Origin of the sequence: Acaryochloris thomasi RCC1774 (genome assembly GCF_003231495.1) — a bacterium.
GTDB lineage: Bacteria > Cyanobacteriota > Cyanobacteriia > Thermosynechococcales > Thermosynechococcaceae > RCC1774.
In genome coordinates, this window is sequence record NZ_PQWO01000002.1 from 243,907 (window position 1) to 269,254 (window position 25,348).

General features: G+C 51.6%; 25 protein-coding genes. 12 read left to right on the forward strand and 13 right to left on the reverse strand.

Annotated features, from left to right (window positions below; translation table 11 throughout):
• Window positions 1–164 precede the first annotated feature (164 nt).
• On the reverse strand, window positions 165–1,454 hold the full coding sequence (locus C1752_RS04060) for a Glu/Leu/Phe/Val family dehydrogenase (protein ID WP_110984769.1): 1,290 nt from the start codon (window positions 1,452–1,454) through the stop codon (window positions 165–167).
• 25 nt (window positions 1,455–1,479) lie between these two features.
• A complete protein-coding gene (locus C1752_RS04065) occupies window positions 1,480–2,166 on the reverse strand; it encodes an FKBP-type peptidyl-prolyl cis-trans isomerase (protein WP_110984770.1) in 687 nt (228 codons plus the stop codon).
• 455 nt (window positions 2,167–2,621) lie between these two features.
• Here C1752_RS04065 and C1752_RS04070 point away from each other — a divergent pair, with 455 nt between their 5' ends.
• Genes C1752_RS04070 through ald form a run of 4 tightly spaced genes read left to right on the forward strand, consistent with a single transcriptional unit; the run spans window position 2,622 to window position 5,878 of the window.
• Entirely contained in the window at window positions 2,622–3,431 is an 810-nt protein-coding gene (locus tag C1752_RS04070; protein ID WP_110984771.1) for a Tic22 family protein, read from the forward strand.
• Between the two features lie 6 nt (window positions 3,432–3,437).
• Complete coding sequence (gene prmC / locus C1752_RS04075; RefSeq protein WP_110984772.1) at window positions 3,438–4,343, forward strand: peptide chain release factor N(5)-glutamine methyltransferase; 906 nt, start codon at window positions 3,438–3,440, stop codon at window positions 4,341–4,343.
• 17 nt (window positions 4,344–4,360) lie between these two features.
• Complete coding sequence (locus C1752_RS04080) at window positions 4,361–4,753, forward strand: C6orf136 family protein (protein ID WP_110984773.1); 393 nt, start codon at window positions 4,361–4,363, stop codon at window positions 4,751–4,753.
• 42 nt (window positions 4,754–4,795) lie between these two features.
• A complete protein-coding gene (gene ald, locus C1752_RS04085; RefSeq protein WP_110984774.1) occupies window positions 4,796–5,878 on the forward strand; it encodes an alanine dehydrogenase in 1,083 nt (360 codons plus the stop codon).
• 61 nt (window positions 5,879–5,939) lie between these two features.
• On the opposite strand, the gene C1752_RS04090 is transcribed toward ald, so the two are convergent.
• The 5 genes from C1752_RS04090 to C1752_RS04110 form a co-directional block, all read right to left on the reverse strand.
• Complete coding sequence (locus tag C1752_RS04090) at window positions 5,940–6,776, reverse strand: alpha/beta hydrolase (RefSeq protein ID WP_110984775.1); 837 nt, start codon at window positions 6,774–6,776, stop codon at window positions 5,940–5,942.
• 17 nt (window positions 6,777–6,793) lie between these two features.
• Window positions 6,794–9,529 (reverse strand): CHAT domain-containing protein, encoded by a 2,736-nt coding sequence (locus C1752_RS04095; RefSeq protein WP_233501324.1) that lies wholly within the window; start codon window positions 9,527–9,529, stop codon window positions 6,794–6,796.
• A gap of 121 nt (window positions 9,530–9,650) precedes the next feature.
• Window positions 9,651–10,136: a DUF3122 domain-containing protein gene (locus C1752_RS04100; protein WP_158535012.1), complete on the reverse strand. Its 486-nt coding sequence runs from the start codon at window positions 10,134–10,136 to the stop codon at window positions 9,651–9,653.
• A 91-nt stretch (window positions 10,137–10,227) separates the two neighbouring features.
• Window positions 10,228–11,088, reverse strand: a complete 861-nt coding sequence (locus C1752_RS04105; RefSeq protein ID WP_110984777.1) for a fructosamine kinase family protein — start codon at window positions 11,086–11,088, stop codon at window positions 10,228–10,230.
• A gap of 96 nt (window positions 11,089–11,184) precedes the next feature.
• Window positions 11,185–11,412 carry a Calvin cycle protein CP12 gene (locus C1752_RS04110; RefSeq protein WP_110984778.1) on the reverse strand — a complete coding sequence of 76 codons (228 nt, stop codon included), beginning with the start codon at window positions 11,410–11,412 and terminating at the stop codon, window positions 11,185–11,187.
• A gap of 350 nt (window positions 11,413–11,762) precedes the next feature.
• Between C1752_RS04110 and C1752_RS28860 the strand changes: the two genes are divergently transcribed.
• Window positions 11,763–11,909 (forward strand): hypothetical protein, encoded by a 147-nt coding sequence (locus C1752_RS28860; protein WP_199464278.1) that lies wholly within the window; start codon window positions 11,763–11,765, stop codon window positions 11,907–11,909.
• Between the two features lie 62 nt (window positions 11,910–11,971).
• The gene (locus C1752_RS04115; RefSeq protein WP_110984779.1) at window positions 11,972–13,039 is read left to right on the forward strand and encodes a glycosyltransferase family 4 protein; all 1,068 of its coding nucleotides are present in this window, start codon (window positions 11,972–11,974) and stop codon (window positions 13,037–13,039) included.
• A 9-nt stretch (window positions 13,040–13,048) separates the two neighbouring features.
• On the opposite strand, the gene C1752_RS04120 is transcribed toward C1752_RS04115, so the two are convergent.
• Complete coding sequence (locus tag C1752_RS04120; RefSeq protein WP_110984780.1) at window positions 13,049–13,312, reverse strand: hypothetical protein; 264 nt, start codon at window positions 13,310–13,312, stop codon at window positions 13,049–13,051.
• A gap of 218 nt (window positions 13,313–13,530) precedes the next feature.
• Between C1752_RS04120 and C1752_RS04125 the strand changes: the two genes are divergently transcribed.
• From C1752_RS04125 to C1752_RS04135, 3 genes are all read left to right on the forward strand, one after another.
• A complete protein-coding gene (locus C1752_RS04125) occupies window positions 13,531–13,887 on the forward strand; it encodes a Spx/MgsR family RNA polymerase-binding regulatory protein (RefSeq protein WP_110984781.1) in 357 nt (118 codons plus the stop codon).
• Window positions 13,888–13,984: 97 nt separating this feature from the next.
• Window positions 13,985–14,773: a proteasome-type protease gene (locus C1752_RS04130; protein WP_110984782.1), complete on the forward strand. Its 789-nt coding sequence runs from the start codon at window positions 13,985–13,987 to the stop codon at window positions 14,771–14,773.
• A 41-nt stretch (window positions 14,774–14,814) separates the two neighbouring features.
• The gene (locus C1752_RS04135) at window positions 14,815–15,534 is read left to right on the forward strand and encodes a hypothetical protein (RefSeq protein WP_110984783.1); all 720 of its coding nucleotides are present in this window, start codon (window positions 14,815–14,817) and stop codon (window positions 15,532–15,534) included.
• Here C1752_RS04135 and C1752_RS04140 read toward each other — a convergent pair.
• The 5 genes from C1752_RS04140 to C1752_RS04160 form a co-directional block, all read right to left on the reverse strand.
• Entirely contained in the window at window positions 15,531–16,370 is an 840-nt protein-coding gene (locus C1752_RS04140) for a transglutaminase family protein (protein ID WP_110984784.1), read from the reverse strand. The genes C1752_RS04135 and C1752_RS04140 overlap by 4 nt on opposite strands.
• 2 nt (window positions 16,371–16,372) lie before the next feature.
• Complete coding sequence (locus tag C1752_RS04145) at window positions 16,373–17,413, reverse strand: alpha-E domain-containing protein (protein ID WP_110984785.1); 1,041 nt, start codon at window positions 17,411–17,413, stop codon at window positions 16,373–16,375.
• A gap of 148 nt (window positions 17,414–17,561) precedes the next feature.
• Complete coding sequence (locus tag C1752_RS04150; protein WP_110984786.1) at window positions 17,562–18,995, reverse strand: circularly permuted type 2 ATP-grasp protein; 1,434 nt, start codon at window positions 18,993–18,995, stop codon at window positions 17,562–17,564.
• A gap of 133 nt (window positions 18,996–19,128) precedes the next feature.
• Window positions 19,129–19,845, reverse strand: a complete 717-nt coding sequence (locus C1752_RS04155) for a Uma2 family endonuclease (protein WP_110984787.1) — start codon at window positions 19,843–19,845, stop codon at window positions 19,129–19,131.
• A gap of 43 nt (window positions 19,846–19,888) precedes the next feature.
• Window positions 19,889–20,815, reverse strand: a complete 927-nt coding sequence (locus C1752_RS04160) for an undecaprenyl-diphosphate phosphatase (RefSeq protein WP_110984788.1) — start codon at window positions 20,813–20,815, stop codon at window positions 19,889–19,891.
• A gap of 305 nt (window positions 20,816–21,120) precedes the next feature.
• Here C1752_RS04160 and C1752_RS04165 point away from each other — a divergent pair, with 305 nt between their 5' ends.
• From C1752_RS04165 to C1752_RS04175, 3 genes are all read left to right on the forward strand, one after another.
• Entirely contained in the window at window positions 21,121–22,677 is a 1,557-nt protein-coding gene (locus tag C1752_RS04165) for a phytoene desaturase family protein (RefSeq protein ID WP_110985062.1), read from the forward strand.
• 139 nt (window positions 22,678–22,816) lie between these two features.
• On the forward strand, window positions 22,817–24,931 hold the full coding sequence (locus tag C1752_RS04170) for an ATP-binding protein (protein WP_110984789.1): 2,115 nt from the start codon (window positions 22,817–22,819) through the stop codon (window positions 24,929–24,931).
• A 192-nt stretch (window positions 24,932–25,123) separates the two neighbouring features.
• Complete coding sequence (locus tag C1752_RS04175) at window positions 25,124–25,345, forward strand: ferredoxin-thioredoxin reductase variable chain (protein WP_110984790.1); 222 nt, start codon at window positions 25,124–25,126, stop codon at window positions 25,343–25,345.
• Window positions 25,346–25,348 lie beyond the last annotated feature (3 nt).

Here is a 25,348-nt window from a genome sequence, read left to right on the forward strand (position 1 = left end):
TCTACAGAGCGCGAAAGAGCGCAAACACGATTCTGGGTACACTAACCCGCAATATGCCGGTGGATTTTTAGTATCGGCTCTGGAAATTTGCGATCGCGTCCAAAATCAAGCACAACCCTGTATAACTTGTGCGTTGTCTGTATACGTTAATGAATCAAGAGAGATTACGGATTAAGATAATCGGTTCGAGTTCCCTTGGCGGTGACGGCGGCTCCAATTCGGTTGAGGGCATGAACATAGGCGGCGGTTCGCACTGAAATGCCTTGCTGCTGAGAAATCTGCCAAATTGCCTGGGTCTCAGCGACCATTTTCTCCTGAAGCTGCCCTTGCACCTGCGCTTCTTCCCAATAGAGGCCGCTGCGGTTTTGCACCCATTCAAAGTAGCTGACGGTGACGCCCCCGGCATTGACCAAGATATCTGGAAAGACCAGAATATTGTTCTGCTCCAGAATGGCGTCGGCGGCAGAGGTGATCGGGCCGTTTGCCACTTCAAAGATGTAGCGAGCCTCAATCTGATCGGCGTTCTCTGCGGTGATCTGGCGCTCTAAAGCGGCTGGAATCAAAATATCCACCTCTAGCTTTAGCAGATCTTCATTGGTGATCACCTGATGCTCAACTAGGCTACAGACCGTTCCTTCGCAATACACCGCCTGGATTCCACGACTGGCCTCTTTCTGCTGGCGAATACTAGGAATGTCTAATCCCTGTGGTGCATAGATGCCGCCTCTAGAATCGCTGACCGCCACAATTCGATAGCCTGCGGCAGCAAGCTGGGAGGCGACGACTGCGCCCGCATTGCCAAAGCCCTGAACGGCAACGGTGGTCTCAGAAGGTACCAAGTCTAACTGGGACTGCAGGGTCTCAATGACATAAAACGCGCCGGTGCCGGTGGCGCTATTGCGTCCCTGGCTGCCCCCAAGGGCCAGGGGTTTGCCCGTGACGACACCTCGGCAAACTTGTCGCTGAATGATGCTGTACTGATCCATCATCCAGCCCATGATCATAGGGTTGGTGTAGACATCTGGAGCCAGAATGTCGATGTCGGGACCGATAAAATCTGCGATCGCATCTACATATCCACGGCTTAACCGCTCTAGCTCCATCTTCGAGAGCGCCTTGGGATCGACGGTGATCCCGCCCTTGCCACCGCCGAAGGGCAGATTCAGTGCCGCACACTTAAAGGTCATCCAGAATGCGAGGGATTGCACTTCATCGGGAGAGACATTGGGGTGGTAGCGCACGCCCCCCTTAGCAGGACCACGGGTATTGTCGTAGCGCACCCGATAGCCCTGAAAAATTTGCAGCGACCCGTCATCCATCCGCACCGGTATTGAGATGCTGAGGCTGGCTTTTGGATAGCTCAAAGAGGTGAGAACATCGTCAGGCAGATCAACGTACTTCAACGCCAACTGCAGGCGCTGGCTAGCATCGTCAAAAAGGCGATTGTTGGTCATGGGACTGAACCTTGTATAAAAAAGGCTAGCTGGGCGCGATACTCACTTTGACCAGCTCAACGTCGTATACGAGGGTTGAGTTCTCGGCGACCGTAACCTCAGGTAAAAAGAATGGCTGATCGCCAAACCCCAGCTCTGGCGGAATAATCAGACGACGCTTGCCGCCCTTGTGCATGGTGCTAATGCCTTCCAGCAGTCCCGGCAAGATGAATTTGGAGAGTTCGATGTCGTTGCCAAAGGTGAATCCTAGAGCTTTTTGGTTGCGATCGCGACTCGACACCACCTGGGTACCATCCAGCAGCGAAAGCGTATACTCCAGCAGCAGCAGATCGCCGCGCTGGGGAATAGGACCCGCCCCCAGCTTGATCTCGGTGTATTTCAATCCGCTTTCCGTCGTGACTTCTTTGCGTTCGTCAGCCGCTAACTCCTGGGTCTGCTGATTTTTACGCTCAACCGTGAAGTATTCCCAGCGGGTTTTGAGCTGCTCAAAGGTGAAGGCCAAGGCAATCAAGGCGATCCAGACGAGGGCGAACAAGAAATTGCGACGGCCTAAGGCTTCAGCGACTGTTCCGGTATCGTTACTTGAATTCAATAGCTTGGATCGCAGGGCCGCAAACTTTTCTGATTCAGCCGGTGCAACAGGCTCAGCCTGTTCGGTGGGTTCCGTCGATTCAGGTTCTGGAGATGGAGGGGCGGATGGCTCTTCAGTCATAGCTTATCCTTTGCACTGATAATTGAGAGGTATGGAATAGCTCTTTCCAATCGTAATAGTAAAGCCTGATGACTGCTGTTTTGATTGGCAGTGCCCGAGAATAAATAAAGGTGAAGCACTATTGCTCTTACGACAGAGTCTTGGGATGGGGCTTGCCATTAATTAGCCGTCTCGTTCTCCTTCTTAAGGAAATGTTTACCCTAATCTGTAGCCTAGATCCATTGACAAAAGAACGCGAAACGCTATAATTCACTTCAATTCGCATGTCTGAGTGGAACCTCGCGTTCTCCTACTGCGTCAAACTATGGGGCAGGTCGTTTAAAAATTGATGATCGCGGAAGGACAGTTAAACCAGTGTCCTAGGGCGTTAATCGAATGTTGATTGGCTGAGGATATCCTTGAGCTAGCGAATTGCGAACATTAGTCAACCTATTTGAAAGGGAGCATCAGCAACTATGAACCGATTAATGCATTGGAGCCTCATTGCCACATTAGCCGGAAGCGGAGTTGTGGTGCCTTCTGTGACTCGCAATATGACTGCGATCGCAATTCCCGAAGCTGATGTTCTCAAGCGTCTAGAGCGCGTCCCTGTTTTCACCGTCACCGATCCGAAAGGGACCCCTGTCTTGGCCTCTCTGCCCAACCCGCAGGATAAGAGCAAGCAAATTCAAGTGGCCTATTTCTTCATGGGCCAAACCGATGCTCAGGCTCTGGTGACAAAGCTGAAGGCCGATAAGCCAGAGATTGGTAAAGATGCCAAAGTTGTCACGCTTTCTTTGAAGGAAGCCTACAACATCCAGAACGAGAACAAAGACAAGAAAGATCAGCTTGCTTTCCAGTTTTTGCCGACCCAGCAGCAGCTAGAGTCTGCTCAAGCTGTGTTGACCAAAAACGGTCTAGATCCAAAGAAGTTTACGGGTATTCCGCTGTTCTACGCCGTTGGTGGCAAAGATAAGGGACTTTTGACCCTACAGCAGGGTGAAGAGAAAGTGATTCCTTTCTACTTCAGTCAGAAGGATCTGGAGGGGATGTTGGCGCAGCTTAAGAAGCAGGACGCGAAGCTGAGCGAAAGCACGACGGTTTCGGTGACTTCCCTCGATCGAGTGGTGGGGTCGCTGTTCAAAGAGAAAGGCGGTGAAATTGAGCAGATTGCCCTGATTCCTTCTCAAGAATCGCTCAAGTACGTGGTGGAGCAGAATAAGGCCAATGGTGGTGCTGCACCGGGCGCGGCGGCTCCTGAAAAGAAAGAAGAAGAGAAAAAGTAATAGGCCTTGCACACGGCGTCGGGTTCTGAAATATGGCACTGGCAGCAGTGGGCGAAAGAGCAGCTACGGCCTCTTGAGTCTGAGTTTCGCTCAGACCTTGAGGCTGAGTTAGTCTGGCTGCTTCAAGAAGTTGCGGGTCTAGAGCGCCTAGCGCTGCGCCTAGAGACCTATCGAACGCAAAAAGAAATTGTGCTTGAGCGATCGTTGGCGTCGCTGACACAACTTTGGAAGCAGCGACTGCAGCAGCGACAGCCTCTGCAGCAGCTGCTTGGTCTTGCCCCTTGGCGGCATTTTGTGCTGCAGGTAACGCCAGATGTTCTAATTCCGCGCCCCGAAACGGAGCTTTTGATCGATCTTGCGATTACCGCTACGCGAGACCACGAAATCCTGCAGAGAGGCCACTGGGCTGATTTAGGGACGGGCAGTGGTGCTATTGCTTTGGGGCTGGCAATGGCGTTCCCGCAGGCGCAGGTGCATGCGGTGGATTGGAGTCGAGAGGCAGTTGCGATCGCAACCCAAAACACTCAAACCCTTCATCTACAGAACCGCATCCAGTTCTATCAAGGCTCCTGGCTCGCGCCCCTAGACTCGCTCGAAGACCAGCTCAGCGGCATTATCAGCAATCCCCCCTATATCCCATCGACAATGGTGCCAGAGCTACAGCCAGAAGTGGCTTGGCATGAGCCTCACCTCGCCCTAGACGGCGGCGAAGATGGGCTCGATGCTCTGCGTCACATTATTGCCGAAGCACCGCAGTATCTCTGCTCGGGCGGGATTCTGCTACTAGAGATGATGGCCGGACAGGATCAGTTGGTCAACGATCTCCTCCATCAGCAGGCGCAGTACTGCGACATCCAAATTCATTCTGACTTCGCTGGAATTGCCAGATTTGCCCAAGCCTACCGACAATAGAGTCAGGAGGTCGCCCCATGACTATGATTGATGCCTTGAAAGAGGATTATGCAAGATTCCCGAAGCAGCAAAGTTACGACTTATACGCCGAAGATGTTTACTTTGAGGATCCGCTCAATAAATTTCGAGGTGTACAGCGCTACCGCAAGATGATCCAGTTTATTCAAACCTGGTTTATTGACACCCAAATGGAGGTCCACGATATTCAGCAACAGGGTGACGAAATTACGACCCGTTGGACGCTGCGCTGGCAGGCTCCTTTCCCTTGGAAACCCAAGATGGAAATTCCTGGGCGGAGCGAACTGCAGCTCAACGAGGCCGGACTGATCTGTTCTCACATCGATTATTGGGACTGCTCTCGACTAGATGTGCTGAAGCAGGCCTTATCGTTTAGGTCGTCTAACATCTAGGAATAAATCGATCTCTGAATTGCGAATAGCCGAGGCGAAGCAATGGAAGTTGGTGTTCCGAAAGAAATTAAAGACCAGGAATACCGGGTGGGACTGACGCCCGGTAGCGTTCGTGTTCTGAGCGAAGCAGGGCATCGGGTTTTTGTTGAAACGTTAGCCGGTGACGGTTCTGGTTTTGACGATCAGGATTATATAGAGGCGGGAGCCAAGATTGTGGCCACGGCATCCGAAGCCTGGAGTCGAGAGCTTGTGATTAAGGTCAAGGAGCCACTCACTGCAGAATACGGATTTCTCCGTGCGAACCAGATTCTGTTTACCTATCTCCATTTGGCGGCCAATCGAGAGCTAACGGAGGCGTTGCTAGAAGCGGGAGGCGTTGCGATCGCATATGAATCCGTAGAACTCCCCTCGGGAGCCTTTCCTTTACTTAGCCCTATGAGCGTGATCGCGGGTCGGCTTTCCATTCAGTTTGGGGCTCACTTTCTAGAGCGACAGCAGGGTGGACGCGGTGTGCTGTTGAGCGGTATTCCTGGCGTCAAATCGGGTCACGTCGTTATTCTTGGTGGTGGGGTGGTGGGCACAGAAGCCGCCCGTATTGCCCTGGGTATGGGCGCACAGGTCACAATTCTCGACATCAACGTCGAGCGATTAGCTTACCTAGAGACCTTATTTGGTTCCCAAGTAGAACTGCTTTACAGCACGTCACAGTCCATTGCTGAAGCGGTACCCGCAGCAGACCTTGTGGTGGGTGCCGTCCTTGTCCCTGGGAAAAAGCCGCCGACGCTTGTATCACGCCAGCTAGTTGAGAGAATGCGACCCGGTTCAGTGATTGTCGATGTTGCGGTTGATCAGGGGGGCTGCATTGAAACCCTCAAGGTTACATCCCACAGCAGCCCCACCTATACCAAAGCGGGCGTCGTTCATTACGGCGTTCCTAATATGCCGGGGGCTGTTCCGTGGACGGCAACGCAAGCTCTGAATCACAGTACGCTGCCCTATATACTTCAGCTAGCGAACCAGGGGCTGACGGCATTGGAGAAAAATGCCTCGCTTGCGAAGGGACTCAACGTCAAAAATCATCAGCTTCTGCATCCAGCCGTACAGGAAGTTTTTCCTGATTTATAGCGAGAGAGGTGCGGTATTTCCCCAGTCCGCAGCGGCGGACTTTGTTCTTGTAGACGCGAATTCATTCGCTGGTCTTTAAGTCAGCTTCAACGATCTGTGAAAAATCCTGCAGAGCTTGGCGATAGCTCGCTCCGGCAACGGCCTGTACATTATTGTGGTGGGCCTCTGGAACCCAGAAGAATTGTTTGGGGTTTGGCGCAGCTTCAAACAGTTCTTGACCGTGCTTAAAAGCGATAATGTGATCGGTCTGACCGTGAATGATCAGCACTGGACAGTTGACCTTGGCAAGGCGATCAATATTCGGAAATTTCTCAAAGGGCAGGATCGGGAACGGTAGCAGAACTCTGAAAATCTTGGTAAAACTGCTTTCCAGAATCAGGCCCGCCACCGGCTCTTGAGCCGCAAGGTAAGCGCTGGGTCCCCCGCCAACAGATTGGCCCTGCACAATAATCTGACTGGGGGACAGTGCCAGCTCATCAACCAGATAGTCATAGGCTGCCTCGATATCTCGATAGACCCCTTTCTCTGATGGCGTGCCGCTATTAGTGCCGTAGCCGCGATAGTCGTAGGCAAACACAGAGAATCCCGCCTGTTTGATATCTTCTAAAGCAAAGCGAATGGTCCCTAGATCGGAGGCGTTGCCGTGGCTGTAGAGAATCGTATATTTGGCCTCAGGATTCTTGAGATGCAGCGCTGAAAGCTGTTGCCCGTCTTCCGCTGCGATTTTGAGGATTTCGTCCGTATCTTGATAGCTGCTGGGTGGGGGCTGAAAAATCAGGCGATCGCCAAAAAAGTAAATTCCCACCGCAAAGAGCGCATAAATGATCAAAGTGGAGCGGACCAACCGCAGCACAGAAAACTTCCCGACTAACAGGTTCATTAGCGTGTGTTTGTCCATTTAGGCTGATCTCCTCCTTACTGTGCTTCACCCATCAGCATAAAGGCCGCCCAGTCTTTGGGATTGGGGTGCTGCTGACGCGTGATCAGCATGGCTTGGCGTAGAGCCTGGGCTTTATTGAGAGTAGATTTCTGGCGATAAAATTCCGTCATCAGTGCTGCGGTGGGGGCATCAGGAACTGACCATAGCGAAACGACGATGCTTGGGGTGCCTGCTGCCATAAACGCCCTGGCTAAACCGACGACGCCATCGCCCGTAATGGTTCCGATTCCAGTGTTACAGGCACTGAGAACAACGAGGTTGGCCTGGAGTCTGAGATTGATGATTTCGGCGGTGGTGAGGAAGCCATCGGTGCTGGAAAGGGGAGCCGAAGGGGATGAGGGAGCCATGCTGGCAGAAGAGGGGGTGAGGGCAATCGCGCCGGGGGTATCTAGGCTGAGTTCATCTAGGAGGCCGTGGGTTGCCAGGTGGATGGTGCTGGCAGTGGTCATCTGTTGAACGACAGCGGTTTCTGTCGCTGCAGGGCCAATGAGGGCTTGCGTGTTGAGGAGAGTTGCGATCGCAACTGCTTCCTGCTCAGCTCCGGGCAATGGTGTGAGGGGCTGCCGTCTTGAACCCACTTGAATGGAAGGCATCTGGGGATTGCCAACCACGAGGCTTTCGCCAGGACCGGACGGAGCTTTGCGCTGTTCTCGCGTGAAGGCTAGCAGTTGAATCGAGGGCGAACTGACCAGCGTGTGCTTTAGAATCAATGGCCCCTCATCACTCTGGAGCGCGGGGAAGGGCACCAGAAAGAGTTCTCGATGGGGAATGATCACAACATGCTGTTCAGGATCGGTGGGCAGCAAATCGGCAATGGGTTCAATCAAAAGTTGATGCAGTTGGCGTAAAGGCGGCGTGCCCGTCTTGTCCGTAGAGAGATTGGTGGCGACGATAGCAATTCCGCCTCTGTCCTTGATGCCTATTGCTTCCTGAGTTGCCTCAATTAAATCCGGTAGGGACTGATCCGTCAGATCCACCGTTCGGAGTTGAATCGCTCCACTGGGAGCAATCACCCAAATCAAAAGCTGATCTTCAAGTAGCGAATACTCGACGAGTGTAGAATCCTGGGCACGGGCGATGTCTCGTAGTTCCTGGACTGTCAGGGGTGCTTTTGGGGGCCGAGGGTGAGTCGTCTGTGCTTCGAAGCGGGAGGCGAGCAGCTCGATGAAGGCGCGGGCGCGGCTCCGTTCGGAAACCTCCAAGGCTGCAATATCCTGGCCCTGAGCAATCAGAGCAGATTGCAGGTGCTGATACGTGGCCGCTTGGGTCTCAAAGAGGGCCACCTGATGCTCATCTGAGAGTCCTGGCCGCAGCGACTCCCAAATCTCAATAGCCTCTAAGAGGTTCGCAGCCGCCTTAGGATACTGCTGAGCTTGCAAAAGGGCTTGCCCCATATTGTGAAGCGTTAGGCCCATACCGGGCTGATCTGCGGTCCGGCGTTGGATCTCTAGGGCTTGTTCGAAGGTCTGCAGTGCCCGCTGCATTTGCTCTTGGTCAAGGTAGACCTCTCCCAGATGGTTAAGCGTTGCCCCAATCCCGACCTGATCGTCATGCGTCCGGGCGAGGCTGAGGGCTGTTGTCAAAGCCTCAATTGCGTTGGAGAGCTTCCCTTGCCTGAAATAGGCCACCCCCCGCGCATCCAGGATCAGGCGTTCACCCCCTGCTTTCCCCGGATAGCTGGGCGGGAGATATTGGAAGAGCCGCCAGGCTTGTTCGAGGGAGGCCAGCGCCTGAGGTGATCTCCCTTGCTGGATTTGAATCCGAGCAAGGCGATGGTGCAATAATCCTTCTTCTTTGGGGTGTTCATACAGCCCTCCATCAAATCGGAGTGGGTTTTGGGTCTGGAGGGTTGCGATCGCATCCTCTAAAACTCGTCCTGCCTTGTCATATTGCCCCAAGCGCTCGTAGGCAGAAGCCAAGCTAGTTAGCGAGATCCCAATCCCTTCTTGATCCTCAATCTCACGCTGCAGCGTCAATGCGCGTTGGTAATAAGTGAGCGCCTGAGGATACTGACCGAGCTGTAAATAGAGAGTCCCTAACTGATGCAGACAGTCCCCTTGGCGCTGTAGGTCGCTATCTTGCTGATAGATTGCGAGTGCCTGCTGAAAGAGAGACAAAGCCGTCTGAAGATTTCCCCGCTGGCTCTGCTGCTCTGCCCTCGTGTAGATCTCTTGCCCCGCATCAGAGAAAAGACAGACTGTCGCAGGCTTCACCGGACAGACCTTCGGGTTGATCGGATTCGTGAGGAGATTTAGCAACCGGAGATGCTTAAGACTTGCCAGTTTACTCACCTCTCGAACCTGATTTTGCTCAAGCACCACATATTCCAGATTCGTTAGCTTCGCTAAGGGACGGATATCCTGAATCTGATTGAAGGCCAGATTGAGATGTTTCAGTTGCGGGAGCGTCACTAGGGGAGTGATGTCTGTGAGTTCTTGATTAATCAAATCTAGGCTGAGTTGAGTCTCAAGAACTTGCTCCGCCTGCCGACAATCTGTTGTCGCTGCGACCTGGAGCATTGCCATGATCGTCCGCTGCTGAGCAATTGAAAACTGATCTTGCTCTCTACACCAATCGGTAAAACGATTTGACTGCGAAGGGGCTGCATTTAGCTTCTCGAGACCTAGTCCTGATCCCATCGCCAACAGCAGTATTCCAGCCCACTGAGCAACCAACATTGCCGCACAGCGACTGCGCCTTCCCCTCTTCATTGATTTCCCCCGTGGTCTGCTGGCCGCCTACGCGACTAGCTATAGGGTGCCCATTCTGCGGAAATCTCAGAGCAATTGCCGATTGACGGTGAGACAGATGCTTTCGCCCTGCTGCAAGCTTTTAGGAGCCACACCATGTTGCAGAGCAAGCCGCCACCGTTTGCCACTCTTCAATGGTGTCAGGCGAGATGGCGAGTCTTAGCGTTTGGTGATCTGCGGTGGAGATCGATAAATCAAGGAACATTGTATTCCCCAGCTCAATTAAAACCGGCTGCAGATTCCACTGGCCGACGTGGGGTTCAGTGGGATTCGTTTTGGACACCTGATCTGAAACGTTATCTACCGTTAACTTTTGGCCCAGAGACGTGAGCAACATCAGCGGCTGTTCATGGTCAAGCTCCACCGTGCCCGGAAAGCCTACTAATCGGAGTTGAAGAGGGCCAGAGCTGCCTGAACGTGCAAACTTAAAAGCGACAGCCTGCCAAGTATAGCCTCGCTGATCTTGAAGGGTTCGGCGGGTTTGGTACAGCATCTGACCGTCGTTATCAGGATGGATATATACCTCTGCGGCAGCAGATCCAGCCGTCCCTCCCAAAAAAAGGCTCATAAACAGTATGAGCGCGCATACTCTGTAGCCGATTGTTTGTCGCTGCTTTCTAAACATAGCGGCTCCGTCAGTTTTCCTTTGCCTGAACTGGCTAGAACTTCAAGATCTGATCCATCATTCGCTCTGCCTGGGAGCCATAGCTGCCGCCAAACAGGTTGAAGTGGTTCAGGATGTGATACAGGTTGTACAAAATTTTGCGCTGCTGATAGGCATCGTCCAAAGGCCAAGCTTCATGGTAGCCCTGATAAAAGGCTCGCGGGAAGCCGCCAAATAGCTCCGTCATTGCCACATCGACCTCGCGATCGCCATAGTAAACGGCCGGGTCTAAAATCACCGGCTCACCTTGAGTAAATGCTGCATTGCCAGACCATAAATCACCATGCACCAGCGATGGTTGCGGTCTGTGAGCCGCCAGAATCTCAGGAATGGCCTTCAGGAGTGCTGCTTCTTGCAGAAAGTAAGCTCCACGCCGCTGAGCCAAGCGGAGCTGGTAGCCAATCCGATGTTTGGCAAAGAACGCTCCCCAGTCAGTTGTCCAGGGATTTTGTTGGGGTGTATCGCCAATGGTGTTGCTCTGGCGCCAGCCAAAGTGTTCGTTCACTTGGTGGTGCATGGTGGCCAACTGCTGGCCCATTTTGGCCCAGTTTGCCTTGGGACCAGATCCTAGCTCCAACCACTCCAGCACAATGTAACTCTGCCCCTCTGCTGTTCCCCAGCAGAGCGCCTGCGGGACTCGAATGGCCTGCGCCTGACCCATCTCTCGCAGACCCAGCGCTTCGGCCTCAAACATCGCCACCTTACTTGCTTGGTTGAGCTTTACGAAGTAGGGCTGACTGCCGTCGCTGATTTGGTATGCCTGATTAATACTGCCGCCCCCAACAGAACGGCGGTCTTGGATAGAAAAAGAGGTCTGAGTGACCTGCTGAATGTGATCTTGAATTGTCTGCCACATAAATAGACTCAAAGCAACCTGGAAATACAGTGGGTATTACCGGGTTGCTTTAGAACAGAAACATCGTCTATCGATAGACTGTTGACGGTGTTGTGTCTAGTCGTCGTAGATTCGGCACTCTGCTGCTTCAGGATTGTCGTCGCAGTACTGCTCTAGAGAGCTTTTCTTTTTCTCAGGCTTGCTGCGCTGGTGTGAAGCTTCTGCTTGCAATTCCTCGACGGCATCCCAAGCTGCCGCGCATTCGCCAGACTGGGCACCTTTGGTATCACAAGCCTCTCGGGCTTGCTCGAGTTCTTGTTCAATTTTTTCTTTAAGGTCAGCCATATCGTGTCTTTTTATTCCTTGTTCAGAGGTGTTCCGTTCACTGATTTAGTTTAGCCTGAGTCCACCGTAGTCGACATCCATCTGAAGAAAGGCCCTTTTCATACTGTTTTAGGGATCTTGGCTGACGGGTAGGTCTTTAAATCTAAAATCTGTGCCCGTTTATGGAACCTTGACCTCCAAAAGTGGAAAAAAGTGTAATCCTGGGCACATTGAAGGTGTATTTACAACGTCTTTGTCCATTTACAGAACCTTAACCCCGAAAAATTAAGGAATTGTAAGCTTGGACACATTCATTGCCAATCTGTGTTCATATACTAATTTCCCATAAGCCATAGATAGGGAAAGACGAAATGTTCACGATTTGCGATGACGTCAACCAAACTGATTTGCTTCGGTCTTGGGTTGAAGAACTGACGGCATTCACACCACAGCAGGTTGAGAATGTTGTTCAACAGATTCAAGAGAGTGATGATGAGCGTTTTGTCTCAGTTGCCTAAGTTTGTGATGGGCTTGGTTTGTTAAACTGCGATGGCTATCCAGAGCAGGTTGACCGAGCTGAATGACTTTGCGTTTGCTATTCGTTTCTACATCCGTTGGACCGCTGGGGTCCGGGATGGGCGGGGGAGTTGAGCTAACAATTAATAATTTGGCGCACAGTTTGCTCCAGCGGGGGCATCAGGTGCAGGTTGTCGCGCCAGATGGGTCGCAGTTTTCAGCAGCACCCATCATAAATATAGAGGGGCAACTGCAGGTCTCGGCACAGCATCAGAGTCGGGGGACTCCGATCGAGATGCCTGGGGACTCAGTTCTTGGCAATATGTGGGCCTACGCCCGTCGAGTTCAGGCAGACTTCGACTTGATCGTCAATTTTGCCTACGACTGGTTGCCTCTCTACCTAACTCAGTTTTTTCAGACGCCTGTGGCCCATCTCATCAGTATGGGATCTTTAACGGAGGCGATAGATCAGGTTATATCTCGGGCGATTGCCTATTCTCCGCAGTGCATTGCTGTGCATACGCGCAGTCAAGCGGAGACCTTTGATTTTGCGGATCGATGCCATGTTTTAGGCAATGGCTTTGACCTGTCGCTCTATAAGTATTGTGCTGAGCCATCGGCAGGGCTAGCGTGGCTGGGGCGAATTGCGCCGGAGAAGGCGCTTGAGGATGCGGTGAGAGCTTCGGAGCAGGCAGGGCTACCTCTACAGGTGCTAGGTCATCTACAGGATCAAGATTATTTCGACCAAACGTTATCCCAGTTCCCTGGGGCACAGGTTGATTATTTGGGTTTTCTGCCTACGGATAAGATGCAGCAGGTGTTACGCCGGTGTCGCGCGCTACTGGTGACGCCACGCTGGGTAGAGGCTTTTGGCAATGTTGTGATTGAGGCTTTGGCCTGTGGGGTGCCGGTGATTGCCTATCGGCGAGGCGGTCCGGCTGAGATTGTGCGCGATGGCGAGACGGGCTGGCTGGTGGAGCCAGATAGTGTTGAAGGGTTAGTGGATGCGATCGCAAACCTTTCCCAAATAAACCGCCATGCCTGCCGCCAGCAAGCCGAACAGGATTATTCACTTGCGGCATTGGGGGAACGGGCCGAACAGTGGTTTGACAAAATTCTGCGGCAGCCTTGAAACGTGGGTCTAGCCTCTGTAGTCTCGTTTCAGTTCGTGTAGAGCTTTGTCTGCACACCAAGCCCGCGATCTATCGGGGTGCTTCTGGGCAGCATGATTAATCAGACGTTCAGCCGTTGATGGCCCCACTCGCTTTCTGAGTTGTCTTTCACTGGCGCTCGTTCCTGAGGTCGATCGCTTTCCTGGCCGATGGCGGGACTGATTTTGCCCCGAGGTGTAGGTTGCCAGCATCCATCCAATGACGATGAATGCTAACAAAATGACCCACAACATGGCTTGATTTATCCCTAATAAGTTCAATAAATGCCGATCTCAGCACCGGTAAAGGGGAACTGAGTCACTGATCTTAGGGTGGACGGCTTCCCTTTAGATTCCGACACTTTGACTGGAGTTGAAATAAAACCTTTGCTCAAACATAACGGTGTAGTAAGAATGGATCGGTCAAGCTTTGCTGGATCCTGTCCCCTTTACCGAGATTGCGAGAAGCGCTAATGTCTCTAACTGTTTACGGCATTCCTACCTGTGGCACCTGCAAAAAGGCGATCCAGTGGCTAGAGGCTCATAACGTGGCCTACGAGTTTATTAATACTAAGGATCACCCGCCGTCAAAGCAGCAGATTCAGGACTGGGTGAGCGCACTGGGTTCCAAGCCCATGCGGAATACTTCTGGCAAGTCCTATCGAGAGATCGGAGAAGAGAAAAAAGACTGGACTGATGCCCAGTGGGTGGATGCCTTTGCCCAAGATGCGATGCTGCTCAAGCGTCCGCTGTTTGTTAAAGATGGCACCGCTGTCCTCGTTGGTTTCCGGGCTTCAGAAGATATGATTCAGCAAGCGTTAGGATTATAGGCGACTGTTCATTTGATGTGGACACAGCGAATAGGGAAACTCCTGCTGTGTCCTGTTCATCGCATGGAGTCTGCACACCTTCTTTGGAGTTTCCTGTATGACCTATTGCCTCGGAATCAAGACCCATTTTGGCTTGGTGATGGCTGCTGACTCATTAACCAATGCCGGAGTGGATTACGTTTCAAAGGTACAAAAGCTGTTTGACTTTTCTCGACCTGGAGAGCGGGTCATTTTGATTAGCAACGCTGGTAATCTGTCCATGACCCAGAACGTTTTAACGCTGGTGCGGCGGGATATCAAGAATCAGGCAGAAAATGACATCTACGATCTGCCGACGATGTTTGAAGTGGCTCAGTACCTGGGCAAGAGAGTCCGTGACGTCGCCGATCAGAATCGAAACTGGATGCAGCAGGACAAGATTGACTTCTCCTGTAGCTTTTTGTTGGGGGGACAAATCAAGGGAGAAGCGCCAGAGCTATACATGATTTACAGTCAAGGGAACTTCTTGCGGGCGACCAAGGAGACACCCTATTTGCAAATTGGCGAAATTAAATACGGCAAGCCGATTCTAGATCGCACCATTAGCTATGAGACTCAGTTGGACGATGCTGCTAAGTGCGCCCTTCTCTCGCTAGATTCCACTATGAAATCGAATATTTCTGTTGGCCCCCCCATTAATATGGTGATGTACGAGACCGATAGCCTTGAGATTGTCCATCAGGTCAAATTCTTTGACGCTGATCCCTATTTAAATAAGATTCGCCAATCTTGGGAGCAATCCGTCAAGCAGGCTTTTCAGCAGTTGCCGAGTCCAGATTGGCAACGGGTCGATACCCGCGAGCAAGAAGATAACTGGCTATCTCCCAGCAATATTATTCCTGATTAGATGCCCCTGAGCACCGCAGTATCTGCAGAGAGGAATGAGGAATGCCAACAGGAATAGTCGCTTTCTTGCTTGTCTTCCTTCTAGTAGCTGGGATCTGTTACTTCACACTGTTTTACCCCCAAGCGAAAGTGAAGAGGATCAAGAAGAATCTGGTTCTCAGGGTTAAGGGAGCAGATGCTCGCTACTCTGATCTCCCTCTGGGAGATTTAGGTCTGTTTTATGAAGTCAAAGATAGGAGTAGGGTTCGTGTCGTACTGCCAAGGCTAACTCCAGACGGAGATGTTCAATATATTTACTCTTGGCACAACCTCAAATCGATAAGTATTCCGACTCTAAGCAATACAAAAGCTCAGACAGCAGGAAACTTTGGGGCATTGCTGGGCCTCGCGCACATGATTGATGAGCATATAAGATTTGTTGAGCCAGAGATTTTAAGCCTTAGAAGCCAGTGGCAAGAGATCAATGAATTGCTCGGCTTGGTCACTACATCAGATCTTTATGCTAGCCAACAGGGAATTTATGAGCGTGCGCTTGTACAAGTTGAGAATTTACTCGATAAAGCAGAAGAACTAGAGCAAGTCTATATCCGCTTCATTCGAGAAGCTTTGATTAGCAGAAAGCTGGGCAACTACGATCCAGGCTCACTTCCAAGCAATAGCCTAATGATAGATACGAAGTATCAAAAAATTAAGGAGGAATATCAATATATGAAGGATATGGCAACCGCCTATGCTGAACTACGAGACATGCATCGTCTCTAGACTATGAGCTTAATGGATACTTCTGTTGTGAGTGTGGTGGCGCAACCAGAACGATGGGTACCTGACACTGGCACGGTACTGCGAGGCTGATAGCTGGTTACTAAAGCAACATGGCGATCGCAAGTCACAAGTCCCAACGTCGGGTCATACCCTCGCCAACCGGCACCGGGTAAATAAACCTCAGCCCAAGCATGGAGCGTTTGCTCGCAGGCCGGATCTCCCTGCTCATAGCCGCTGACAAAACGGGCGGCTAAACCCGCGGCTCGACACGCGGCCATAAATAGGACCACAAAATCACGACAGGATCCCGTTTTTCGACCCCAGGTGATCTCAGGAGGCCAGGGTGGACCTGTGGGACGTTCTTGATAGTCACACTGATCATAGATGCGCTGATTTAAGGTCGAGAGAAACTCTACTGTATTCCAGTCAACGGCCACTGCGATCTCGTGGGCCAGTTGAGTGGCAGCCGGAGCGCTGGTGTGGTCTAGATAAGGTGCAAGTGCGGTTCTGATGGAGCTGGGGTAGTCGATGGGGCCTTCGGTGGCCCAGGGCTCCAACAGATAATTGAAGGGGTTGGTGATGTGAGTCGTAACGGTTGAGATGGCTGTAATGCTCAGGGTTGCCGTCGATTGAGGGGACCACCAACACTTTGCGATCGCATCTCCCTCGGCATCCAATAACTGCGTTATCTCCAGCGGATTGGGTTCCACCTGTAGCTGATATGAATCTAGGCTTTGAAAGCCATCTGACCGAGGACGCAGGCGCAAAACATGAGGTTCTAAGATTGCCGGTTGCGCGTAGGTGTACCGAGTGACGTGACTAATTTGATACCGCACGCCTAATAACTCTGTGGGGTAGCGAAGGTTTGGCTTTGGTTCTGGCCCTGGCCTTGGCTCTGGCTTTGACTCTGAGGCGCAGCCGTGGTCTCTAGCGGCGGCAGGGCAAAAAATGTTTCATAGATGCCATTATTGACCTCGTTCATGGACTGCTGCAGTTGATCCAAAAACTCATGGATACCCCGATCGATAATCTCATCGATCATCAAGTATTCCATTTCAGAACGGAGGCGACCCAGCGAGCGCTCAATGGGGATATGCCAAGACCCTAGGGGCGTACCGGTGATCCGATGGAGAGACTGCTCGGCCTGCCAGAGGCAAAACTGAACCGACCGTGGAAATTCTGGATCGAGGATCAGAAAACCTGAAACCCCCGCCGGAGTGATGCGATGTTGCTGGCTGCTCTGACGGTACATTTCATAGGCACTGGCCGATTTTAAGAGGGCCATCCATCCGAGTTCGTCGAGGAGTGTCCCGACATCGGTGGCAGAAGGAAGCAACACATAGTATTTGACATCTAGAATGCGGGAGGTTTTATCGGCCCGCTCTAAAAAGCGACCCATGCGGCCAAAATGCCAAGCTTCGTTGCGGCTGAGAGTGGCATCCGTGGTGCCGACAAAGGAATGACTGGCCTGTTTGACCTGCTCTAAAAAATCACTGAGATCGGATATCGATAAATCCTTAGACGCTTTTGACACCATTTGGTGAGCGGCATTCACCTCACTCCACATTTCGGACGAAATAATTTCGCGTACGGAACGGGCATTCTCTCGGGCCATCTGCCAGCAGGAGAAAATCGAGTTGGGATATTGCTGATCAAAGGTGAGAAACTGAATGACGTTCTCTGCGGTCGCTTCGCCGTAATGCTGTTCAAAGAAAGCGCGATCGCCTGTTGTGGTTACTAATGGCTGCCACTGCTGCTCAATTCCGGTGGGAATATCCAGCATCAGATTGATGTTGACTTCTAGAAATCGAGCGACGTTTTCAGCGCGCTCAATATAGCGATTGAGCCAGTAAATTGAATTGGCAACGCGACTAAGCATTTTGGATCGAACTCTCTTATGGGCGTAAATTAGGCATCTTGCACTAGTCCCTCGGCCTGTGAGAATCGGGGGGCTGGCTTCGACGTGAGCGGAGTCGAATGGGGGGCCAAGTGCAGAAACTTTCGCCCATCCATGCAGGAATAGTTCTTTACTCGCACAGAACCCAGGTATCTTTGCTACCGCCCCCTTGAGAGGAGTTTACGACTAGAGACCCTTTTTTCAATGCCACCCGCGTCAGTCCCCCTGGATGAACGTAAATATCTTGGCCGTAGAGAATGTAGGGGCGCAAATCGACGTGACAGCCGACGAACTCCTGTTCCAGAATGGTGGGGACGCGAGAGAGACAGAGAGTGGGCTGGGCGATATACTTTCGCGGATTGGCTTTAATCTTTTGGGCAAATTCTTCCCGTTCAGCTTGGGTTGACTGGGTACCCACCAGCATTCCGTAGCCACCGGATTCATCGGCAGATTTGACCACGAGCTGATCGAGGTTTCCTAAAACATGGTCTAACTGTTTAGGTTCCCAGCAGAGATAGGTGGGGACGTTGGCTAAAATCGGGTCTTCACCCAGGTAATAGCGAATCATGTTAGGGACGAAAGCGTAGATCACCTTGTCGTCAGCGATGCCGGTGCCGAGAGCATTTGCGATCGCAACTCTCCCTTCTCGATACACCTGCATTAACCCCGGCACCCCCAGCAGCGAATCTGCCTGAAACTCTAGGGGGTCAATAAAGGTGTCGTCAATGCGGCGATAAATCACGTCAACCCGCTGCAGTCCTTGGGTGGTCCGCATTTGCAGGTGTCCATCTGCCACTACTAGATCGCGACCCTCTACCAGCTCCACGCCCATCTGTTGCGCCAGATAGGAATGCTCAAAATAGGCCGAGTTATAGATCCCCGGCGTCAGGACCACCACGGTTGGGTGAGCAATATTTTCGGGGACCAGATGCAGCAGCGTATTGAGTAGTTGGCTGGGGTATCCATCCACTGGCTGAATCGGGATCTCTTCAAATACCTGCGGGAAGGTGCTTTTCATCACCCGTCGGTTTTCCAGCACGTAGGAAACCCCTGAAGGGCAGCGCAAATTATCTTCAAGAACATACCACTGGCCGTTGCGATCTCGGACTAGATCAGACCCCGTGATGTGGCACCAAACGCCCTCAGGTGGATTCAAGCCCATGCAGGGCTTCTGAAACCCCGTTGCCGAGAGAATCAGCTCCGCCGGAATCTTGCCATCTTTGATGATTTTTTGATCGTGATAGATGTCGTCAATAAAGAGGTTTAGGGCATGAATCCGCTGCTTTAGCCCTGTTTCTAAATGACGCCACTCCTGAGCCGAGATGATGCGGGGGATGACGTCGAAGGGAAAGATGCGATCGCTTCCTTGATTGTCGCCGTAGACTCCAAACGTCGCCCCGAGTTTGAAGAGTGCCTGCTGAGCCGCCTGCTGTCGCTGTAGCAGCTCCCCTGGGCCAAGCTGATGGATACGGTCTACGAGAGCAGCTCCTGCCGGTCTTGGCTGATCGGCTGATTGAAACAGTTCATCGTAGAAGTTATCTAATTCATAATTGTCAAATCGCAAAACTCACGCTCTTCATTGATATGCAGCACTTTGCCTAGATCTATTACAGAGGCCACTGTCCACCCTATCTGTATTGATAGATACGGATGTTAGACAACTCATGTGCCAGAACGAGAGACCGAATTGTGATCGGTCAGCTCAAGTCTTCTTCTGAGATCCCTTCAGATCGTAACCGTGCTAATAGCTTTTCTACATGCTGTTGAGCGTCATCAGCACGCTGCCGCTCTGCTTCAGCTCTTTCATCATCTGACAGATAACGGTCACCTTGACTGTCATACCAAGCCAAAAGTTCTTGCTTGATGCCACCCATCACCTGCTCCGATCTGCCGATGCCTAGGCCCACTTCCGGCATCCAGTAGGGTTCGCCAATTTGAAGTTTGTAGCTGCCGTTCACCAGCTTGTAGACTTCGAAAGGCTGATGCCGATCCCGCTGCCAAAATTCAGGGTTATAGATGATGTAATACAGCACGCCCAGATTGGCATAGAGAGACTGTTTTGCCTCGTATTCGCCACCGGGTTGGTGAGACACCATTTCTAACGCCAAAATGGGGACTGTGCCCTCCTCTTCCCAGACGGCATAGCTTTTGCGAGATTTACCTCCCTTCTTTCGCTCAACACCTAAACTCAAAAAGGCGTCGGGTACCACAGGAACTCTGGGATTAATGCCAGTGGTGTGATAAATCGCCATATCTACGCCGAAGTACCAGTCCATGCGCTCGGACCAAATACTGCACAGCAGAAAAAGCAGCAGGTTCGGCAGTAAATTCTGATCTTCGTTGTCCACTGGGGTGTCGTCAGAGCAGGGTAGTTCGTCGGTGCTGGGCAATTGATTTAGGTCAATCTGAAGCATGGAACCAACCTCAAATGTCTTGACTGTATTGTAAGCGATTGATTTATCGCGGTAGCCAGCCGGTTGCGATCGCACCTAAAATTGCAGCCCCAAACGCCAGCCGATACCAAACAAACACCCAGGTGCTCTGCTGCCGCAGAAACTTGAGCAGCCAGGCAATAGCCAGATAAGAAAAAATAAACGCTGAGAGAATACCAAACAACAGGGGAATGGCTGCGTCGAGATTCCCTATGACTTTACGAGATTGGAACAGCGTTGCCAGCCCTAGAGTTGGCAACCCCAACAAAAAAGAAAAGCGAGCGGCTGTGTCTCTTTTCAGGCCCAGCAGCAACCCTGTGGTCAGCGTGGAGCCAGAGCGAGAAGCGCCAGGGATGAGGGCCAGCATCTGACCCAAGCCCACGAGTAGACCATCCTTAATCTCTAACTTGTTAAAGTCCCGTAGGCGACGACCGGCTTTTTCGGCGATGCCCAGCAAGATCGACATTAGGATAGATGCGATCGCAATGACAAAAGCGCTTTCAGGAATCGAATCCCGGAAAATATATCCAATCGTCAGAGCGGGCAGCGTCCCTATTGCGATTCCCAGCAGGATTTTCCATTCCTCACGCTGCCAATCTTTTTGCTGGTAGGCGGCCCAAGACCCAGAAATAATTTGCTTCAAATCTGCGCGGAAATAGAGCAGCACTGCAATGACGCTGCCAAACTGAATCGCATCAACAAAATACTTCTCACCTAAGTCTTCCCAACCTAGCACCTGCGTCACAATTAGAAGGTGGGCCGTACTGCTGATGGGTAAAAATTCCGTAATCCCCTGGACAAGGCCCAATAGGATTGCCTCTAGTGAAGCTTGAACAACGCCTCTGGAGGCATCCGTAGCTGCCGTGTCTACGGCTAGAGAGAGGGGTGCTTTGGCTAAATTCCAAGTACTACTGATTATTGCGTTTGACAGGTTTAGCCCTAACCCAATCATGAATATGTCCTATTGTTCTTTGTTGTGAGTTGTCTGTGGTCATTTAAGCATCTAGAGCTGCATCTGTCTCAGGGATAAAAAAGGCTCCTTTTTCTGCTTTATTCCGTTGTTGTATCGAGGTATCGCAACACTCGGCTGAGCTTGGACAGCCTTTCTCTAGCAGACTATAGTTCGCAGCTATTTTAGACTCCTCGTCAATGCGTGTATCGCTAGAAGGACGGGTTTGTTAAAAATAAACGGGTGCTGCATGGCAATTCCATTGATGTATAAATGACCCGTTATCGTTAAAGATGCCAGAAGAGCTTATGACTTTGGATACGATCGAAACAGATGTGGTAGTAATCGGTAGCGGTATCGGTGGTCTCTGCTGCGCTGCATTGCTGGCTCGCTATGGATTTGATGTAACGGTGTGCGAGAGTCATACGATTCCGGGGGGCGCAGCCCATGCCTTTGAACGAGATGGGTTCAAGTTCGATTCGGGGCCGTCGCTTTATTCTGGCCTGTCCTATAGTCCTTCCTCCAGTCCGCTGCGGCAGGTGCTCGACGCCATTGGCGAAGATCTAGAGTGGAAAACCTATGATGTGTGGGGCTGTCATCTCCCAGAGGGAAGTTTTAACAATCCCATCGGCACCGACCAGTTTGATGAAGTCTTGGAGCAGTTTCAAGGTCCACAGGCTGTCGCGGAATGGCACCGATTTAAGAAGGTAATGGCTCCGCTGGCAGAGGCTGCGATCGCAATTCCCCCCGCCGCCTTTCGAGCCGATTTGGGCGTCGTCAGAACCCTAGGACGCTATCTACCGGCGATGTTGAAGCAAACGAAGTATATTCGTCAGCTCACCGGTCCCTTTAGCCGTATATTAGGCCGCGAAATTAGCGACCCTTTTATACACCGTTGGATGGATATGCTCTGTTTCTTGCTGTCGGGGTTGCCTGCCGACGGCACCATTGCGGCTGAAATGGCCTTTATGTTTGCCGAGTGGTATCAGCCCAACATGGTCCTTGACTATCCTGTTGGGGGAGCCGGTACCTTTGTCGATGCCCTCGTGCGCGGTTTAGAAAAACGGGGTGGAACCCTGATGCTAGGTGCCCATGTTGAGCAGGTACTGATAGAGAATAAACGGGCCGTAGGTGTCCAGCTCCGCAATGGTAAAACCTTGCGGGCAAAACGAGCCGTCGTCTCTAACGCCTCTGTTTGGGACACCCTAAAGCTATTGCCAGAGGGTGCCGTCCCGAAAAAATTTGTGACTGAGCGGCAGGCCACGCCGGAGTGCGAAAGCTTTATGCACTTGCATTTGGGCATTGATGCCGCCAATTTGCCCGAGGATTTAGAGTGTCATTACATTGTCGTTAAAGATTGGGAACTAGGAATCACGGCCCCTCAGAATATTGTGCTGTTGTCGATCCCCTCTGTTTTAGATCCGTCGCTGGCCCCACCGGGTAAGCATGTGATTCATGCCTATACGCCAGGGAATGAGCCCTATGAGGTCTGGCAGGGAATGGATAGACGGAGTGATGCCTATCAACAGCTAAAGCAAGAACGTTCAGAAATTATGTGGCAGGCGATTAAGCGGGTGATGCCTGATATTTGCGATCGCACCGAACTCACCCTTGTTGGTACCCCTCTTACCCATGCGCGCTTTCTACGGCGACATCACGGCTCCTATGGTCCCGCCATTCGAGCCGGACAATCCATTTTCCCAGGACCGGGAACGCCTTTGTCGGGTTTACTTTGCTGTGGCGACTCCACCTTTCCTGGTATCGGTCTTCCCGCCGTCGCCGCCAGCGGCATGATTGCCGCGAACACCTTAGCCACCGTACCCCAGCACTTAAAAATGCTAAAAGAGATTGGTTGTCTGGGGTGAAATTCTTAGAACGCCTTCGAGATAGAAGAAACCGGTTAAATTTCTTCCCATTCTCAACGCTACAATCAGTAAAAAGAACAAAGGACTTCAATGCTTTGAAGTCTGCCAGCAGCCCTTAAGAAATATAGGCAATTCCATAGTGACTAATCCCGAGGAGAATCAACGTCAGCGTTTTCGACATTTGTTTATTGTTGATGACGCTGAGGGACGACGCACCATTTCCCTCGAAGCCGCTACCTATTCCATTGGCCGGGATGTCACCAACTCCATCGTGCTGCACTCTAAAATGGTGTCGCGGCAGCACGCTATCTTGCTGCGGGTTACAGCTCCCGAAACCTCTAATTACTTGTTTCGGATCATTGATGGTGATCTCCAGGGTAAAAGAAGCACCAATGGCCTAATCGTGAATGGTCGCCGTCTCTTTTCCCATGACCTTAAACATGGTGATGTTGTCGTTTTCGGCGGAGATGTAAAGGCACAGTATTTTGTGGCTTCCAACCTCTCAGATGAAGCCTTCGACGAGTTCCGCGACACCAGCGACCTCTCCACCATTCTCAAAAATTCCGTCAACCCCTTTCAAACCCTCGTCCCCACAGACGCTGACTTCCAAGATATGAGCGAAGCCGCCCTCGTCCGGCTGGCCTCTTTCCCCGAACTGACCCCCACTCCGATTCTCGAAATTGATTTGTCCGGCACCGTCACCTATATGAATCCCTCTGCCGTCATGCAATTTGAGAATTTATCCGAAGCCGGTTTAGCGCACCCTCTCCTAGAAGGACTGCTGACCATGGTGAAAGTGGACAGTCCTGAACAGGGTAATTTCTTTGTCCGTGAGGTCAGCATCAAGGATTTGGTCTTTGAGCAGTCCGTTCACTACATTTCTGAAAGTGACTTAATTCGCAGCTATATCACCGATATTACCGAGCGAAAGCGCGCTGAAGAGCAGTTGCGTCACCAGGCTCAGCGAGAAGCAATCATTAACCGGATTGTGCAGGCTATGCGTGGCACAATGGTCACCGCAGAGGTCTTAGATATTACCGTGGGCTTATTGCTAGAAGCCTTGGGGGCCAGTCACTGCCTCATTGTTCCGATTGAATCAGAGAGCGACTCCCCCGTCTTCTACGCTAGTGACCGATCCGTTGAGCGCCCTGACCTTGTACAGGCAAACGAGCGATTTTTGCGCAATTCTCAAGACTCTCTTGCTCAGGGGCAGCAGGTGGTGTTTGAAAGCGGCGATACGTCACTTGCGCTAGAGCTGCAGGCTATCTGCGATCAGTGTCAGATTCAAACCCTCCTGTTAACGCCGCTTCTCTATATGCAGCGGTATCTGGGCAGCATTAGTCTCTATCAATGTGGGCCATCAACCAAAGAAGCCCGCCAGTGGAATCTAGATGAGCTCAACCTCGTTGAAACCATTGCCAATCAGTGTGCGATTGCGGTTCATCAGGCCCAGCTTTATCGTCAAGTCCAAGATCTCAACACTGACCTAGAGCGGCAGGTCGAAGAGCGCACCGCTCAGCTGCAGCAAAAAATGCAGGAGCTTGAACGCCTGAACATTCTTAAAGACGACTTTCTCAGCACTGTCTCCCATGAGCTGCGAACGCCCATGTCTAATATCAAAATGGCGATCCATATGCTCAATCAGTTTCCTCTCGAAGATCGACAAACCCGTTACGTCAAGATTTTAGAAGCTGAATGTAGCCGCGAAACTGAACTCATCAACGACCTCCTAGATCTGCAGCGCTTAGAAGCAGATACCGAACCGATGCCTTTAGAAATGTTGGTGTTGTCCGAGTGGTTAGCCGGTGTGCTAGAGCCCTTTCAATCTAGGGCCCGCGATCGCAAGCAACATCTAAACATTCACTGCGATCCCGAAGCCGTGGCGGTGCAGTCCAATCGCGTTAGCCTGGAACGAATTTTAGCTGAGCTGCTCAATAATGCCTGCAAATATACCCCTGATGGTGGCGATGTGTACTTCAATATTGAACGTTTGCAGAACCCTGACCCCTTTGTCCGTTTTCAGGTGACCAACCAGGCGGAAATTCCTGCCTCTGAGCTGCCTCGCATTTTCGATAAATTTTATCGAGTGCCCAACGCCGACCCCTGGAAGCAGGGTGGAACAGGTCTCGGGCTGGCTCTTGTTGAAAAGCTAGTCGAACAGCTCCAGGGCAATATCAACGTCACCAGTTCCCAAGGACAGACGACGTTCACTATCGAGCTACCCCAGCCAGAAACGGTCTCGGTTGAGGTGTAATCGATGAGACCCAGGCTGTGATTTTGGCTTGCCTCAGTAACTCACTGCTAGAGCCATTGGTTTTATCGAGGTAAAAGGGCTGCCTTGTAATTTGACCACAAGCGAAGGCCCGTCTTATGCAAAGATAGAACAGGTGCGGTTACGACGCGGTTCGGGCAGCATCGTTGATGATTAAGGACGAAAAGTAGGGTTATGCAAATCGGTGATCGGGTTCGAGTGAAATCAGCTGTCATTGTTTATACCCACCCTGATCATCGTAATCAGCCCTTTGACATCTGCGGCACCGAGGGAGAGGTTATTGATATCCTCAAAGATTGGAAGGGACGTGTGATTAGCCCTAACTACCCCTATGTCGTCAAATTTGATAAGAAGTTTCGCGTGCACATGCAAGACGCTGAACTAGAGCAGGCATAGTGC